The following is a 14,298-nucleotide window of genomic DNA, read 5'->3' on the forward strand; positions in this document are numbered from 1 at the left end:
AACTTACCCGCCCGAACGGCGGTGACAATGGATTCATGACCGAACTGGCGCTGATTCTCGGCGATATCACCGAGCAGGAAGTGGACGCCGTGGTGAATGCGGCGAATTCGTCGCTGCTCGGCGGCGGCGGTGTGGACGGGGCCATTCACGCCAAGGGTGGACCCGCGATCCTCGCCGCGTGCCGGGAGGTGCGGGCCTCGGCGTATCCGGACGGCCTGCCCACCGGTCGGGCCGTCGCCACCACGGCCGGGGAGTTGCCCGCGCGGTGGGTGATCCACACCGTCGGTCCGGTCTATTCGGCGCGGGAGGATCGCGCGGCGCAACTGGCGGCCTGCTACCGCGAATCCCTGCGGGTCGCCGATGAATTGGGCGTTCGCACGCTCGCGTTCCCGGCGATCTCCACGGGAATCTACGGGTGGCCGCTCCACGACGGGGCACGTATCGCGGTACAGACCGTACGGTCGGTGGAGACTTCGGTCGAGCAGGTGCGATTCGTACTGTTCTCCGCCGACGCCTACGACGCCTTCGATGCGCGCCTGCGCTGACCCGGAACTTGTCGGTGCCATCTGAAAGGGTGGTCCGGTGGTCAACACGCAAGAGCCGTTCTCGATCCGGATAGACGTGCGCATCTCCGATGTCGATCCGCAGTTGCACGTCACCGGTCCCGCCTATCAGCAGTACGCCGATCATTCCCGCTTCGAATGTGTCCAGGCCGCGGGCATTTCGGTGGAGCGTTTGCTCGCCGACGGCCTCGGCCCGGTGAATCTGGAGACGACCATTCGCTACCACCGCGAACTGCGCGCCGGTGACAGCGTCGACGTCACGTGCGCGTGGTTGTGGTCGGCGGGTAAGACCTACCGCGTCGAACACATCCTCACCCGCGCCGACGGCGAATTGTCCGCCACCGTCAGCTATCTGAGCGGTCTGCTGGACCTGCGCACCCGGCGCCTGGTCGCCGACCCGGCCGTCGAATGGGCCCGCCGCGCGGCCGATCCGACCCTGCTCGGACTGCCCGCCTCCCTGCAAGCGGCGCAAGGGGTTTGACCGGGGCCCGTGTCGGTGGCCGGGGTGGCCGCGGGGAACCGCTAGACTTCGAACAACTGTTCGCGGATCGGAGGGGTGCTTTCGTGCGGGTGATGGGTGTCGACCCCGGGCTCACCCGGTGCGGTGTGAGCATCGTCGAGGGTGGGCTCGGCAGACAGGTCACGGCGCTGGCCGTGGACGTCATCCGTACTCCGCCGGAGATGGATCTGGCTGAGCGGCTGCTGGGAGTGGCCGATGCGGCCGAGCGGTGGATGGACACCCACGAACCCGAGGCCGTGGCGATCGAGCGGGTGTTCTCCCAGCACAATGTTCGCACCGCGATGGGCACGGCCCAGGCGGGCGGGGTCATCGCGCTGGCGGCCGCCCGGCGGGGGATTCCGGTGCACTTCCACACGCCGAGTCAGGTCAAGGCCGCGGTCACCGGTAACGGCTCGGCCGACAAGGCTCAGGTGACCGCCATGGTGACCCGGATCCTGGGCCTGGCGACGGCCCCGAAACCCGCCGACGCCGCCGACGCGCTGGCGTTGGCGATCTGCCACTGCTGGCGCGCGCCCATGCTGGAACGAATGGCCAAGGCGGAGGCGCTCGCCGCGGAACAGCAGCGCAAATACACGGAAAGACTTGCCCAGCAACGGAAGGCGGTGACCGGGTGATCGCGTCGGTACGCGGTGAGGTACTCGAGATCGGACTCGACCACGCGGTGCTCGAGGCCGCGGGTGTGGGCTACCGGCTCAATGCCACACCCTCGACGCTGGCCGGGTTGACCCGCGGCGAGGAGGCGCGGCTCTACACCGCGATGATCGTGCGCGAGGATTCCATGACGCTGTTCGGCTTCGCCGATACCGAGGCGCGCGATCTGTTCGGGCTGCTGCAGACCGTATCCGGGGTCGGGCCGCGGCTGGCGATGGCGGTGCTCGCGGTGCTCGAACCCGAGGCGCTGCGCAAGGCCCTGGCCGAGAGCAATATCGCCGCGCTCACCCGGGTGCCCGGCATCGGCAAGCGCGGCGCCGAGCGGATGGTGGTGGAACTGCGCGACAAGGTGGATCTGGTTCCCGTGCAATCGGGTCCGCCCGGCGCCGGGCCCGCACCGATCGTCACGCCGGTGCGCGATCAGGTCATCGAGGCGCTGGTCGGTCTCGGCTTCCCGGTCAAACAGGCCGAACCCGCCGTCGACGGCGTACTCGCCGATCATCCGGAGCTGGACACCTCCAAGGCGCTGCGGGCGGCGCTGGGGCTGCTGGGTAAGAACCGGTAGGGCCCATGAGCGAGGAATTCCCCGACGACACCGAATCCCCCGTCAGCCCCGACTATTTGAAATCCGACGGCGAGATCGAGGCCAGCCTGCGCCCGAAATCGCTGGACGACTTCATCGGCCAGCCGCGCGTGCGCGAGCAGTTGGCGTTGGTGCTGCGCGGTGCTACCCAGCGCGGTGGCACGCCCGATCACGTACTGCTGTCGGGCCCACCGGGTCTGGGCAAGACGAGTATGGCCATGATCATCGCCGGCGAACTGGGCTCCGCGCTGCGCATCACCTCCGGTCCGGCTCTCGAGCGGGCCGGTGATCTCGCGGCCATGCTGAGCAATCTCGTCGAGGGCGATGTGCTGTTCATCGATGAGATCCATCGCATGGCCCGGCCCGCCGAGGAGATGCTGTATCTGGCGATGGAGGATTTCCGGGTCGACGTGGTGGTCGGCAAGGGTCCGGGCGCGACGTCGATTCCCCTGGACATCGCGCCGTTCACCCTGGTGGGCGCGACCACTCGCTCCGGCGCGCTGACCGGACCGCTGCGCGACCGCTTCGGCTTCACCGGCCATATGGACTTCTACGAACCCCATGAGCTGCAACAGATTCTGCGTCGCTCCGCGAGCATTCTCGGCGTGCGCATCGAATCCGACGCGGCCGCCGAGATCGCCGGCCGCTCGCGCGGCACGCCCCGCATCGCCAATCGCCTGCTGCGCCGGGTGCGCGATTACGCCGAGGTGCGCGCCGACGGTCTGGTCACCCGCGAGGTGGCCCAGGCCGCCCTCGCGGTCTACGACGTAGACAGCCTCGGCCTGGATCGCCTCGACCGCGCGGTGCTGGCCTCGCTGGTCCGCAGCTTCGGCGGCGGCCCGGTGGGCGTATCCACCCTCGCCGTCGCGGTGGGGGAGGAGGCCACCACGGTCGAAGAGGTCTGCGAGCCGTTTCTGGTACGCGCGGGCATGATCGCCCGCACCCCCCGCGGCCGCGTCGCCACCGCCGCGGCCTGGGAGCATCTGGGCCTGGTTCCCCCGCCGGATCTGGTGTTCGGTTCCATCGAGGTCCGCGGCCGCGAATCCCACCCGACCCTGGACGTTTTCGACTGATCAGTGCGGCGCGGTCTCGCGCGCCGCCTCCTCGGCCCGCAGAGTGCGAACCACCACATCGAGGAATGAGTCGACCTCCTCGATGCTGTAGGCGGCCGTACCCGCGTGGGCCAGGCCGAAATTCACGGTCCGGACGTCCTCACTGGTCAGGCCGTTCGGTCCGATATGGGCCAGGGTGGTGGTGATGCGATCGAGGAAGACGTCCACCTCGTCGGCCGCGTAGCCCGCGTGATCGTGCGGCGGACCCGAAAAGCGCAGGCGCTGAATATCGTCGGGGGTGAGCAGGGCCTCGCCGCCGGGATGGCGCTTGGCGCCGCGGCGGGCGAATTCCAGTTCCACGCAGACGGTGTCGAGGAATTCGTCGACCTCGTCGCGGTCGTAGCCGCGGTGACCCAGGGCGGCGGTGGTGAATTCGTGCCCGCGCAGTTGGGCGGCGGTCAGGATCGCGCGGCCGAGGAAGGCCTGGGCGATGCGCTCGCAGAAGGCGTCCACCTCGGCGGCGTCGTAGCCGCGGTGGCCGAACGGGGCCCTGCCGAATCGCCTGCGCCGCACCTCGTCGGGAGTCACCTGCTCATTCTCGCAACAGGGCGGGCGGTCTGTTATCCGGGCCGGGATATTCCGGCCGGAATCACTCCTTGCGCACGCCGTCGATGAGCAGTCGTCGGATCGCCTCGATCATGTCCCCGCCCACCTCGGTGTCCGGATCGCGCAGTCCGTGCACGATGGGCACCAGGATCATGCCGGTCACCGCCTTGGCGGTATTGGCGGTGTCCAGATCGGCGCGCAGATAGCCCATTTCGACGCCGTGTTCGAGATAGGCCGCGGTCAGCGCGTCGGCGGTGTCGAGCAGGCCGTACAGCCGGGTGGTCAGCTCGGCGTCGATGCCGGTCGCCTGGAACAGCAGCAGCTGCGCGACCCGGCGATCGTCGAGAAAGATCTTGAACAGCGCGTCGCCGATGCGCTCGACCTGATTGCGGTACTCCGCGAGGCTGGTGGCCGCGTCCGGGGCGTTGTCGGTACTCAGCGATTCGATGATCTGGGCGGCCAGATCATCGATGACGTGGTCGATGATGTCGCGTTTATTGGCGAAGTAGCGATAGAAGGTGCCGTGCCCGATGCCCAGCCGAGCGGCGATATCCGCGATTCCCGTTGCGTGATAACCCTTTTCGGCAAAACACGCGAAGGCGGTATCGATGATCTCCTGACGGAGCTCGGCCTTGCGGCGCTCGAGATGGGTGGATGGCTTCGACACCTCGCTGATGATACGTTGTTCCGGAACGGAATGATGTGTCATTCTGTACCAGGTACTTGAATTCACAGGAGGTTCGGCGTGGCACCTCAGTACGACGCCGTCGTGGTCGGGGCCGGATTCGGCGGGATGGGTGCGGGCATTCAGCTCGACCGGCTCGGGCTGAGCAATTACGTCATCCTCGAGCGCGAGGACGATATGGGCGGCACCTGGCATGTCAACCGGTATCCGGGGCTGGCCGTGGATATCGCCTCGGTGACCTACTCGTATTCGTTCGAACCCAATCCGCACTGGTCGCGGCTGTTCGCGCCGGGGTCCGAACTCAAGCGTTACGCCGAACACGTGGCCGACAAGTACGACCTGCGCCGGCGCATGCGGTTCAACCAGGTCGTCGGTGGCGCCCGCTGGGATGAGGAACATCAGCAGTGGACCGTCTCGGTCGAGGGTGGTGAGACGCTCACCGCGAAGTATCTCCTCGCCGCCACCGGCTTCCTGTCCCAGCCCTACACCCCGCCGTTCCCCGGCATCGACACCTTCGCGGGCAAGATCATCCACACCACGGCGTGGGACGACGACTACGACCTGACCGGTCGCAAGGCCGCGATCATCGGCACCGGCGCCACGGCCGTGCAGCTGGTGCCGGAGGTGGCCAAGAAGGCGGCCGAGCTGACCGTCTTCCAGCGCACCCCGATCTGGGTGGTGCCCAAGATCGACACCGCGATCCCCAAGGCCGTACAGGGGCTGTTCGAGCGGATCCCGTTGACGCAGAAGGCCGCTCGGTTGATCAACACCAGCGCGCTCGAGCTGCTGATGGTGGTCGGCGTACTGCACTACAAGCAGGCCAAACTCGGTAACAAGGGCGCGGCGCTGCTGGCCAAGGCCCATCTGCGCGCCCAGGTGCGCGACAAGGAGACCCGCCGCAAGCTCACCCCGGACTACGACTTCGGCTGCAAGCGGCCGACGTTCTCCAACACCTACTTCAAGACCTTCAATCTGCCGCACGTGCGTCTCGAGACCAATTCGATCGACCATGTCGTCGCCGACGGCATCGTCACCGCCGACGGGCACAAGACCGAGATCGACACCCTCATCCTGGCCACCGGCTTCAATCTGTGGGATGTGAACTTCCCGGCCATCGAGATCATCGGCCGCGATGGGCGTAATCTCGGAAAGTTCTGGCGCGACAACCGGTTCCAGGCCTACGAGGGCATCACCGTCCCGAAGTTCCCCAACTTCCTGAGCCTCAACAGTCCCTACTCCTACAGCGGGCTGTCCTACTTCACCACCATCGAGGCCCAGATGAAGCATATGAATCGCCTGTTCACGGAGATGTTCCGGCGAGGCGAGCGGGTCTTCGAGGTGAGCGAGCAGGCCAATACCCGCTTCCTGGACTACGTCACGCGCAAACTCGACTCCTCGGTGTTCTACGGCGGCAGCTGCGCCACGGCCCGCAGCTACTACTTCAACCAGCACGGCGAGGCCGCCCTACTGCGCCCGAACAGCACCCTGACCACCCACCGCGAGGCCGCGAACTTCCCGCTCGACGACTACGTCTACGGATCCCACGCCGCCTAGCTCGCGAGCCGTGTGGGCCCGGAGTCGGGCCCATACAGGATCCCCGGCGTGCAACCCCTATAAATTCCTCCCGGCGTGCTTTTGGCCGGGAGGATGTGGCGGCATAGTCCGGTCCTGGCACACTGTGGGGGTAAACACTCATCCGCATCCAAAGACTAGGGACCGACTACGACGATGGAATACCTGTTTCCGCTGCTGCTGGTAGCTCTGCTCGTGCCGATGTTCCTCGGTGTCCGCCGCCAGAAGCGCGAGGCGGAGAAGGTCGCCGACATGCAGCAGAGCCTGAAGGTCGGTGACCGGGTCACCACCACGTCGGGGCTGTACGGCACCGTTGTCGACGTGGACGACACCTCCGTCGATCTGGAGATCGCCGAAGATGTCGTGACCACCTGGCTGCGCGCCGCGATCCGCGATGTGCGCACCGACGACGCCGCCACGACGGCCGCCGAGGACGCCACCACCACCGAAACCGCCGAGGCCGCGCCCGCGCAGGACAAGCCCGCGCCGGCCGCGACGGAGGAATCGGTGGAGGACACCAACTCTCGGTTGACCAAGGAGTGATCCGTTAGCGCTGCTACACCGCCGTGCACGGCGGTGTAGCAGCGCTGTAGCGTGTCCGCACACGTTCCCCTCGACATCGCCTAGGAGACAACGACAGTGCCACCTTCCAAGGGAACGGGGCATCCGCTGCGATTGCTCGGCGCCTACGCCGCGCTGTTGGCGGTGATCTACGGCCTGGTGTTCTTCACCGCCGATCAGTCCGTCAAGCCCAAGCTCGGCATCGACCTGCAGGGCGGGACCCGGGTCACGCTCACCGCGCGCACTCCCGACGGCAACCGGCCCAGCCAGGACAGCCTCAAACAGGCGCAGCAGATCATCGAGTCCCGAGTGAACGGACTCGGCGTCGCGGGCTCCGAGGTCGTCATCGACGGCGACAACCTGGTCATCACGGTGCCGGGGGACAACAGCGGACAGGCCAAATCGCTGGCCACCACCGCCAAGCTCTACATTCGCCCGGTGCTGCAGGCCGGTCAGCCGGTCAACAAGGGCGGCCAGCCGCAGCCGGGTCAGCCGCAGGCCGGTCTGCCGGGTCAGCCCGGTCAGGTTCCCCCGCCCGCCGATCAGCCGAATCCGGCCGGTAACCCCGCCCCCGCGCCCGAATCCGCGCCGCAGGGCGAGGCCCCGCAGAACCGCGTCTTCCCGCAGCAGGCCCCCGAGCCGCCGCCCGGCGACACCCCGGCCCCGCCCGCGCCGCCCACGACTTCGCCCGCGCCGCAACCGAATCAGAATCTGACCCGGGCGCAGCAGACGCAGAAGGAGATCGCGGCCGCCAAGGAACTGCGGCAGAGCAAGGATCCGCAGGTTCAGCAGCAGGCACTGGCCTCGCTGGACTGCAGCAAGCCCGATCCGCTGACCGGTAACGACGATCCGGCGCTGCCACTGGTCACCTGTTCCACCGACGGCAATCAGGTCTACCTGCTCGCGCCCAGCCGCATCGATGGCCAGGACATCGCCAACGCCGCGGCCAACTTCAGCGCGCAGCAGTCGCAGTGGTCGGTGGATCTCGAGTTCAAGAACTCCGACGCCTGGGCCAAGTTGACCGAGGAGTACCTGCAGAAGCAGATCGCCTTCTCCCTCGACACCAAGGTGATCAGCGCGCCGGTCGTGCAGCAGGGTCCGCAGTTGGGCGGCCGCACCTCCATCACCGGCAACTTCAACGCCTCGACGGCCAAGGAATTGGCCAACCAGCTGAAGTACGGTTCGCTGCCGCTGTCGTTCGCGACCTCCGAGGCCGAGACCGTCTCCGCGACACTGGGTCTGTCCTCCCTGCGCGCGGGTCTGATCGCGGGCGCGATCGGTCTGGTGGCGGTGCTGCTGTACTGCCTGCTCTACTACCGCATGCTCGGCTTCCTGGCCGGATTCTCGCTGGTGGCATCGGGTTTCGCGGTGTACGGCATCATCGTGCTGCTGGGCAGGTGGATCAACTTCACCCTGGACCTGGCCGGTATCGCGGGTCTGATCATCGGTATCGGTATGACAGCCGACTCGTTCGTGGTGTTCTTCGAACGCATCAAGGACGAGATGCGCGAGGGCCGCAGCTTCCGCTCGGCCGTTCCGCGCGGCTGGGCCCGCGCCCAGCGCACCAACCTGTCGGGTAAGACCGTCAGCCTGATCGCCTCGGCGGTGCTCTACATCCTGGCCGCCGGTCAGGTCCGGGGCTTCGCCTTCACCCTCGGTCTGACCACCGTCCTCGACGTGATCGTGCTGTACCTGGTCACCTCGCCGTTGATGATGATGGCCTCGCGCTCGCCGTTCTGGGCCAAACCGTCGGTCAACGGTCTGGGCGCGGTGCAGGAACTGGCCCGCGAACGCAAGGCCGCCGCGGGCATTCTCGCGAGCGCCGGTAAGGAGGCGTGAGATGAGCAACTCCAGCCCCGTCCTGGACACCGTCGACGAGCCGATCGAGCAGAGCGGTCCGCAGCACGGATTCTTCGAGCGGCTCTACACCGGAACCGGCGGTTTCCAGATCGTCGGGCGGCGTCGGCTGTACTACGCGGTCGCCGCGGCGCTCATGCTGATCGCGCTGCTGAGTATCGGCCTGAAGGGTTTCACCCTCGGCATCGACTTCGCCGGTGGCACGCGAATCCAGGTGCCCGCCTCGGGTCAGATGAGCACCACCCAGGTGTCCGATGTCTACAACAAGGCGCTGGGCCACAGCCCGGTGACCGTGCAGAAGGTCGGTTCGGGATCGGCCGCGTCGTTCGAGATCCGCTCCGACACCCTGACCGCCACCCAGCAGGACACCGTGCAGGGCGCGCTGTTCGACGCGTTCCATCCGAAGGATTCCTCGGGTGCGGAGAGCCGCAACGCGATCAGCATCGCCGAGATCAGCGAGACCTGGGGCGGCCAGGTGACCCGCAAGGCGCTGATCGCGCTGGTGGTGTTCGTCCTGCTGACGATGGTCTACATCGCGATCCGATTCGAACGCGATATGTCGCTGGCGGCCATCGCCTCGCTGCTGTTCAATCTCGTCGTGACCGCGGGCATCTACTCGATCGTCGGCTTCGAGGTGACCCCCGCGGCGGTGATCGGTCTGCTGACCATCCTCGGCTACGTGCTCTACGACAACGTGGTCGTGTTCGACAAGGTCGAGGAGAACACTCGCGGCGTCCTGCACCTGTCCCGGCGCACCTATGGTGAGCAGGCCAATCTCGCGGCCAACCAGACGCTGATGCGCTCGATCAACACCACCGTCATCGGCATTCTGCCGATCATCGGCATGCTGGTGATCGCGGTGTGGCTGCTGGGTGTCGGCACGCTCAAGGATCTGGCGCTGGTGCAGCTGGTCGGCATGATCGTCGGCGCGTACTCCTCGATCTTCTTCGCGGTGCCGCTGCTGGTATCGATCAAGGAGCGGTTCGGTCCGGTCGCCGCGCACACCAAACGGGTGCTGGCCAAGCGGTCCAATGCCGCGCAGGCCCGGGTGCGCGAGGCCGCGGCGGAGCGGGCCGGGGCGATCAGCGGCCCGGTGCGCGCGCCGCGCGAGACCGGTTCGGGCGCACCGAGACCGGGGGCGCGGCCCAGTGGGAAACGGCACAAGAGAAGGCACTGAGTATGCGCAGGCGGTTCACTCGTCAGCTGGCCGCAGCGCTGACCGCGAGCGCACTCGTCACGGGTGCGCTCGCGGGGTGCTCCAGTAAGAATCAGCTGCCCTCGATCGGCTACGCGGTCGACGCGGCGCCGGTCAGCTACAACGGCGGCAGCGCGCTCGGCGCGAACGGCGGTGCGGCCGCGGTCTTCTCGCGGGTGCTGACCGGATTCTTCTACACCGGCCCGGAGGGACAGCCGGTCGCCGACACCGACTACGGCACCGCCAAGGAGGTGCCCGGCGAGGCGCAGACCATCCAGTATCGGCTCAATCCGGACGGCAAGTATTCCGATGGCGTACCCACCTCCTGCGACGATCTGGTGCTCGAATGGGCCGCGCGCAGTGGGCGTTTCAATCAGTTCGAGGCCGCGTCCACGCTCGGCTACTCCGATATCGAGCGGGTGGAATGCCAGCCCGGTTCCAAGGACGCGACCGTCGTATTCCGCCCCGATCGGCACTTCCTGGCGTGGAAGACGCTGTTCAACGCCGGTGATCTGATGCCCGCGCATATCGCCGCGCAGGCCGCGGGCATTCCGAATGTGGTGTCGGTGGTGCAATCCGGCGATCGCGCGCCGCTGGATCGGCTCGCGCAGTTCTGGAATACCGGCTGGGCGTTGAAGCCCGGGAGCATCGATACCAAGCTGTTGCCGTCCTCGGGTCCCTACCGCATCGAATCATTCAGTGACAGCGATGGTCTGGTGTTGGTGAAAAACGACAAGTGGTGGGGCAATGCCGCGAAGACGCCGCGCATCGTGGTGTGGACTCGCGCCAACGATCTGGCGAAGAAGATCTCCGACAAGGCCGTCGGCGTGATCGACGTCGGCGCGGGCTCGATCAAGGATCTGGGCCTGAACGGATTCTCGGTCGATCAGCTGCCGGGCCGCGGGGCCGAGCAGCTGGTGCTGGCGACGACCGGGCTTTTCGGCTCCGCCGATGTGCGCCGGGCCTTCGCGGCGTGTGTGCCGCGCCAGGCGCTGTTCGACAAGCTGGGCCATCCCGGCTTCGATGTCAAGGACGGCGTGGGCGCCGGGCCGTTGAATTCCCGGACGGTGCAGGCGGACTCGCCGTACTACCCGGCGATCGGCAAACCGGCCGATAAGTACCGCACCGGTGACGCGGCGGCCGCGCGGCAGGGCCTGGGCGGCGTCCAGAATCCGACCGTGCGGATCGGCTACCGCAAGCCCGACGACCGGCGCGCGCAGACCATCGCGATGATCGCCGACGCGTGCAAACCGGCCGGTATCACCGTGGTCGACGCCGGCACACCGGATTTCGTGCCCACCCAGCTCGGCGAGGGCAAGGTGGACGCGGTGCTGGCCGGTACGGCGGCCGCGCCGGGACCGGCCGGATCGCTGCCCGGGATCGAGGCCGCGGCGGCGTTGCGCGGCGGTCAGGGACTGAATTTCGGACGTTACGGGAACGGGCGTTACGATGCGATCGTGGATCAGCTTGCGGCGGATGATAATTCGACGAACGTGCTGAACCTCGACAGCGAGGCGGAGAATCTGCTGTGGAACGAGATGCCGTCGATTCCGCTGTTCGCCACGCCGCGCACGATCGCATTCGGTGAGGGGATGGAGAACGGCATCGCGAACCCCACCAAGGCCGGTGCGGGTTGGAATATGGACCGCTGGGTGTTGCAGCGGTGAGCGTCCCCGGGCGCGCGATGAGGGAGTGGGTGTAGATGAGCAAGCATGGAATGGTGGATACCGAGGAGGCCGCGGGCGTGCGCCTGGGCCGCGCCTCGGAGGCCGTGCAGCGGCTGACTCGCTGGCACGACGACTTCCCCACCCCCGGTGTGCGTTTCGCCGATCTGACGCCGGTCTTCGCCGACGCCGAGGGATTCCACGCGGTCATCGATTGTCTGGGTGCGGTCGCCGCCGATGTCGATCTGGTCGCGGGCGTGGATGCCCGCGGCTTCCTGCTGGGCGCGGGTGTGGCCGCGGCGCTCGGCACCGGTGTGGTGGCGGTGCGCAAGGCGGGCAAGCTGCCCCCGCCCGTGCTCTCGCGCGAGTACACCCTCGAATACGGTTCGGCCGCCCTGGAGATCCCGGCCGACGGTGTGCGGCTGTCGGGTCGCCGGGTGCTGCTGCTCGACGATGTGCTCGCCACCGGCGGCACGCTGGCCGCGGCCGCGGAACTGTTCAGCTCCGCGGGCGCCGAGGTGGCGGCCGCGGCGGTCGTGTTGGAGCTGAGCTTCCTGGGCGGGCGGGAGCGCCAGGGCGACTATCCGCTCACCTCGATCGTGCGGCTGTGAGTGTGCGCGCGTCTGTTGTGACCGCCCCGGCGGATCGTTAAGCTCTGCCCTCATGAGCCGCCGCCGAAGCACGCGCCTGTCCGTCGCGCTCATCGGTTCCGTGGGGGTCGTGTTCGCCGTCGGCGCCGCCACGGCCTCGGCCTCTCCGTCGGCCGCCCTGCACGGCGGCGCCACGATCGCGGCCCATGTAACCGGTGAGCGGTCCGGCCAGGTGTGCCGGATCGCGGCCACGGGGATCGAAATGCCATGGCGGCCGGTCGGTTCCGACGGCTCGGTCGACCTCGACACCGGTCCGGTGCGCGCGGGTCGCCACACGGCCCGGGTGGTCTGCGAGGATCCCGGAATCGGCGACGCCTCGCAGCATTCGGTGGGCCGTGCGGAGGAGGTGTTCACCGGACACTGGGCGCCGGCCTTCGAATTCCTCCACCATCACCGCCTCGAGGTCCTCACCCCGCGCGGCTGAGGATTCCTAGAAGCGGGCCACCAGGCGGGCGATGAATCCGGTCACCACGAGCCAGAACACCGCGGCCAGACCGTAATTGATGACGATGTCGAGCTTGCCGTTACCGGTGTTGAACAGGCCGGGGAAGAACAGCGCCAGCGGTTCGGCCAGTGATTTGATGAAGCCGAAGAAGCGATTTCCCGGATTCGCGTTCAGGACCAGCATCAGGATGTAGACGCCCTCGATGAGGGCGAAGATCCCGCCGACCGCGCTGATGATTGCCGCCGCGCCGCCGCCACGAGTGCCGCGATAGGTGCGATATCTGTACATGCCACGGACGTGCCCGCTTTCTCCTCGCCCGAAACGGACACGCCGGGGAAGTTCGGGGGGCTTGACGCGTGAATTTTTCGCGCGCGCCCTCCGTCACCCCCCGAGGACCTGTGCCACGATCGCGCGAATATCGCTGCGCTCGGGCGGATTCGGCGCGGTCATCGACTGTAGGCACAGCCCGTTGAGCGCGGCCTGCAGCGCGGCCGCGCGCACCGGGCCGAGTAGTGGCGTCATCGCGTCGACGGTGATCGCGGCGCTGCGGGCGGCGAGTTCGCGCAGCGCCGGGCGACGCAGTGCCGCGAGGTAGAGCTCGTATTCGACGACGGCGTTGATCCGGCCGGGCCCGGTGGTGCTGAGTACGACGCTGTCGGTGAGGGCCTCGATCAGCTCCTCGGTGGTGTCATCGGCGTGTTTGTCCGTCCAGACCCGCATGAAGCAGGCGAATCGGTCGACCGCGCGCTGCAATCCGACCCGGATCAGCGCCTCGCGGTCCTTGTAGTGGTAGGTCGTCGAGCTCAGCGAGATATCGGCGCGCTCGGCGATGGCACGGTGGCTCAGGCCCTCGATGCCGCGCTCCGCGATGAGTTCCTCGACCACCTCTGCGATGCGCCGCGGCCGATCGGGATCGTGGCGGCGCGGGCGGCGGGTGCGGGCGGCGGCTTCTGGGCTCGACATCGAAACCTCGCTGATCATTTGTACAAGTGTGCGAAACGGTACTCCAGCAGGCGCGATTTCGAGGCCACTACCTGCGGTTTCCCCTAAAAGAGAGCGCCGCTCTTGACGAGCGGGTCGGCCATGGTGCAAACTGTGTTCACAACAGAGAGCGCTGCTCTCGAAAATAGGAGAAGAACGCTATGAGCACCACCCGCTACATCGGCCCCACCGGACTCGATCCCGTCATGAACAAGATCGCCAATCAACTTCCCAGGTTCGGGATCAGCGTCATGGGTTCGCGACTGCTGGCCGTGCGCGGCCGCAAGTCGGGCGAGTGGCGCACGACCATGGTCAACCTGCTGGTCGACGCGGACGGCCATCGCTACCTGGTGGCCCCGCGCGGCAACACCCAGTGGGTCCGCAACCTGCGCGCCGCCGAGGGCAACGGCGAACTGCGCCTGGGCCGCAAGGTCGAAGCGTTCACCGCCGCCGAACTCGCCGATGCCGACAAGGTCCCGGTCCTGCGGCTGTACCTGAAGAAGTGGGGCTGGGAGGTCGGCAAGTTCTTCGAGGGCGTCACCAAGAACGCCACCGACGAGGAGCTGGCCGCCATCGCCCCGGGCTTCCCGGTCTTCCGAATCAATTGAGCCGCAACGGGGGTTGCGCGTTGTCATTTCGTCCGCTAACTTATTTCGAGTCTTATCCCCGTTGATCGGAGACGTGCCGTTGCTGTTCTGAGGTAGCCCCGAGTG

17 protein-coding genes are annotated in these 14,298 nt (G+C 67.5%); 13 read left to right on the top strand and 4 right to left on the bottom strand.

The window, feature by feature from the left end; translation table 11 throughout:
• Positions 1-35: 35 nt before the first annotated feature.
• From NP4_RS27910 to ruvB, 5 genes are all read left to right on the top strand, one after another.
• Positions 36-545 (top strand): O-acetyl-ADP-ribose deacetylase, encoded by a 510-nt coding sequence (locus tag NP4_RS27910; protein WP_068004069.1) that lies wholly within the window; start codon positions 36-38, stop codon positions 543-545.
• A 37-nt stretch (positions 546-582) separates the two neighbouring features.
• Entirely contained in the window at positions 583-1,044 is a 462-nt protein-coding gene (locus NP4_RS27915; protein WP_068004072.1) for an acyl-CoA thioesterase, read from the top strand.
• An 83-nt stretch (positions 1,045-1,127) separates the two neighbouring features.
• Positions 1,128-1,697 carry a crossover junction endodeoxyribonuclease RuvC gene (ruvC, locus tag NP4_RS27920; RefSeq protein ID WP_068004076.1) on the top strand — a complete coding sequence of 190 codons (570 nt, stop codon included), beginning with the start codon at positions 1,128-1,130 and terminating at the stop codon, positions 1,695-1,697.
• A complete protein-coding gene (gene ruvA / locus NP4_RS27925; RefSeq protein ID WP_068004081.1) occupies positions 1,694-2,299 on the top strand; it encodes a Holliday junction branch migration protein RuvA in 606 nt (201 codons plus the stop codon). The genes ruvC and ruvA overlap by 4 nt, the downstream gene beginning before the upstream one ends.
• 5 nt (positions 2,300-2,304) lie before the next feature.
• Positions 2,305-3,390 carry a Holliday junction branch migration DNA helicase RuvB gene (gene ruvB / locus NP4_RS27930; protein ID WP_068004082.1) on the top strand — a complete coding sequence of 362 codons (1,086 nt, stop codon included), beginning with the start codon at positions 2,305-2,307 and terminating at the stop codon, positions 3,388-3,390.
• Here ruvB and NP4_RS27935 read toward each other — a convergent pair whose 3' ends face one another.
• Both NP4_RS27935 and NP4_RS27940 read right to left on the bottom strand, forming a co-directional pair.
• Entirely contained in the window at positions 3,391-3,957 is a 567-nt protein-coding gene (locus NP4_RS27935; RefSeq protein WP_068004085.1) for a DivIVA domain-containing protein, read from the bottom strand. It lies immediately after the preceding gene.
• A gap of 61 nt (positions 3,958-4,018) precedes the next feature.
• Positions 4,019-4,684, bottom strand: coding sequence for a TetR/AcrR family transcriptional regulator (locus tag NP4_RS27940; RefSeq protein ID WP_082876286.1), 666 nt, complete (start codon positions 4,682-4,684; stop codon positions 4,019-4,021).
• A 36-nt stretch (positions 4,685-4,720) separates the two neighbouring features.
• Between NP4_RS27940 and NP4_RS27945 the strand changes: the two genes are divergently transcribed.
• The 7 genes from NP4_RS27945 (at position 4,721) to NP4_RS27975 (ending at position 12,583) form a co-directional block, all read left to right on the top strand.
• A complete protein-coding gene (locus NP4_RS27945; protein ID WP_068004087.1) occupies positions 4,721-6,214 on the top strand; it encodes a flavin-containing monooxygenase in 1,494 nt (497 codons plus the stop codon).
• Between the two features lie 174 nt (positions 6,215-6,388).
• Positions 6,389-6,775, top strand: coding sequence for a preprotein translocase subunit YajC (gene yajC / locus NP4_RS27950; protein ID WP_068004089.1), 387 nt, complete (start codon positions 6,389-6,391; stop codon positions 6,773-6,775).
• A 96-nt stretch (positions 6,776-6,871) separates the two neighbouring features.
• Positions 6,872-8,632 (top strand): protein translocase subunit SecD, encoded by a 1,761-nt coding sequence (secD, locus tag NP4_RS27955; protein ID WP_068004092.1) that lies wholly within the window; start codon positions 6,872-6,874, stop codon positions 8,630-8,632.
• 1 nt (position 8,633) lies between these two features.
• Positions 8,634-9,827, top strand: a complete 1,194-nt coding sequence (gene secF, locus NP4_RS27960) for a protein translocase subunit SecF (protein WP_068004096.1) — start codon at positions 8,634-8,636, stop codon at positions 9,825-9,827.
• A gap of 2 nt (positions 9,828-9,829) precedes the next feature.
• Positions 9,830-11,512 carry an ABC transporter substrate-binding protein gene (locus NP4_RS27965; protein ID WP_068004100.1) on the top strand — a complete coding sequence of 561 codons (1,683 nt, stop codon included), beginning with the start codon at positions 9,830-9,832 and terminating at the stop codon, positions 11,510-11,512.
• 35 nt (positions 11,513-11,547) lie between these two features.
• Positions 11,548-12,120: an adenine phosphoribosyltransferase gene (locus tag NP4_RS27970; protein WP_068004104.1), complete on the top strand. Its 573-nt coding sequence runs from the start codon at positions 11,548-11,550 to the stop codon at positions 12,118-12,120.
• A gap of 52 nt (positions 12,121-12,172) precedes the next feature.
• Positions 12,173-12,583: a hypothetical protein gene (locus tag NP4_RS27975; protein ID WP_068004107.1), complete on the top strand. Its 411-nt coding sequence runs from the start codon at positions 12,173-12,175 to the stop codon at positions 12,581-12,583.
• Positions 12,584-12,589: 6 nt separating this feature from the next.
• On the opposite strand, the gene NP4_RS27980 is transcribed toward NP4_RS27975, so the two are convergent.
• Positions 12,590-12,892, bottom strand: coding sequence for a hypothetical protein (locus tag NP4_RS27980; RefSeq protein ID WP_068004112.1), 303 nt, complete (start codon positions 12,890-12,892; stop codon positions 12,590-12,592).
• Between the two features lie 93 nt (positions 12,893-12,985).
• Complete coding sequence (locus NP4_RS27985) at positions 12,986-13,585, bottom strand: TetR/AcrR family transcriptional regulator (RefSeq protein ID WP_082876287.1); 600 nt, start codon at positions 13,583-13,585, stop codon at positions 12,986-12,988.
• A 161-nt stretch (positions 13,586-13,746) separates the two neighbouring features.
• On the opposite strand from NP4_RS27985, the gene NP4_RS27990 reads away from it, so the two are divergent.
• Positions 13,747-14,193 carry a nitroreductase/quinone reductase family protein gene (locus NP4_RS27990; RefSeq protein ID WP_082876288.1) on the top strand — a complete coding sequence of 149 codons (447 nt, stop codon included), beginning with the start codon at positions 13,747-13,749 and terminating at the stop codon, positions 14,191-14,193.
• Positions 14,194-14,298: the final 105 nt, after the last annotated feature.

Source organism: Nocardia pseudobrasiliensis NBRC 108224 (assembly GCF_001613105.1).
GTDB lineage: Bacteria > Actinomycetota > Actinomycetes > Mycobacteriales > Mycobacteriaceae > Nocardia > Nocardia pseudobrasiliensis.

What these genes read in the sequence shown, in the direction of transcription:
- NP4_RS27910 (WP_068004069.1), top strand. Translation starts at nt 36, where the DNA reads ATGACCGAACTGGCGCTGATTCTCGGCGATATCACCGAGCAGGAAGTG.
- ruvB (WP_068004082.1), top strand. Translation starts at nt 2,305, where the DNA reads ATGAGCGAGGAATTCCCCGACGACACCGAATCCCCCGTCAGCCCCGAC.
- NP4_RS27940 (WP_082876286.1), bottom strand. Translation starts at nt 4,684, where the DNA reads ATGACACATCATTCCGTTCCGGAACAACGTATCATCAGCGAGGTGTCG.
- yajC (WP_068004089.1), top strand. Translation starts at nt 6,389, where the DNA reads ATGGAATACCTGTTTCCGCTGCTGCTGGTAGCTCTGCTCGTGCCGATG.
- secF (WP_068004096.1), top strand. Translation starts at nt 8,634, where the DNA reads ATGAGCAACTCCAGCCCCGTCCTGGACACCGTCGACGAGCCGATCGAG.
- NP4_RS27965 (WP_068004100.1), top strand. Translation starts at nt 9,830, where the DNA reads ATGCGCAGGCGGTTCACTCGTCAGCTGGCCGCAGCGCTGACCGCGAGC.
- NP4_RS27970 (WP_068004104.1), top strand. Translation starts at nt 11,548, where the DNA reads ATGAGCAAGCATGGAATGGTGGATACCGAGGAGGCCGCGGGCGTGCGC.
- NP4_RS27975 (WP_068004107.1), top strand. Translation starts at nt 12,173, where the DNA reads ATGAGCCGCCGCCGAAGCACGCGCCTGTCCGTCGCGCTCATCGGTTCC.
- NP4_RS27980 (WP_068004112.1), bottom strand. Translation starts at nt 12,892, where the DNA reads ATGTACAGATATCGCACCTATCGCGGCACTCGTGGCGGCGGCGCGGCG.
- NP4_RS27985 (WP_082876287.1), bottom strand. Translation starts at nt 13,585, where the DNA reads ATGATCAGCGAGGTTTCGATGTCGAGCCCAGAAGCCGCCGCCCGCACC.
- NP4_RS27990 (WP_082876288.1), top strand. Translation starts at nt 13,747, where the DNA reads ATGAGCACCACCCGCTACATCGGCCCCACCGGACTCGATCCCGTCATG.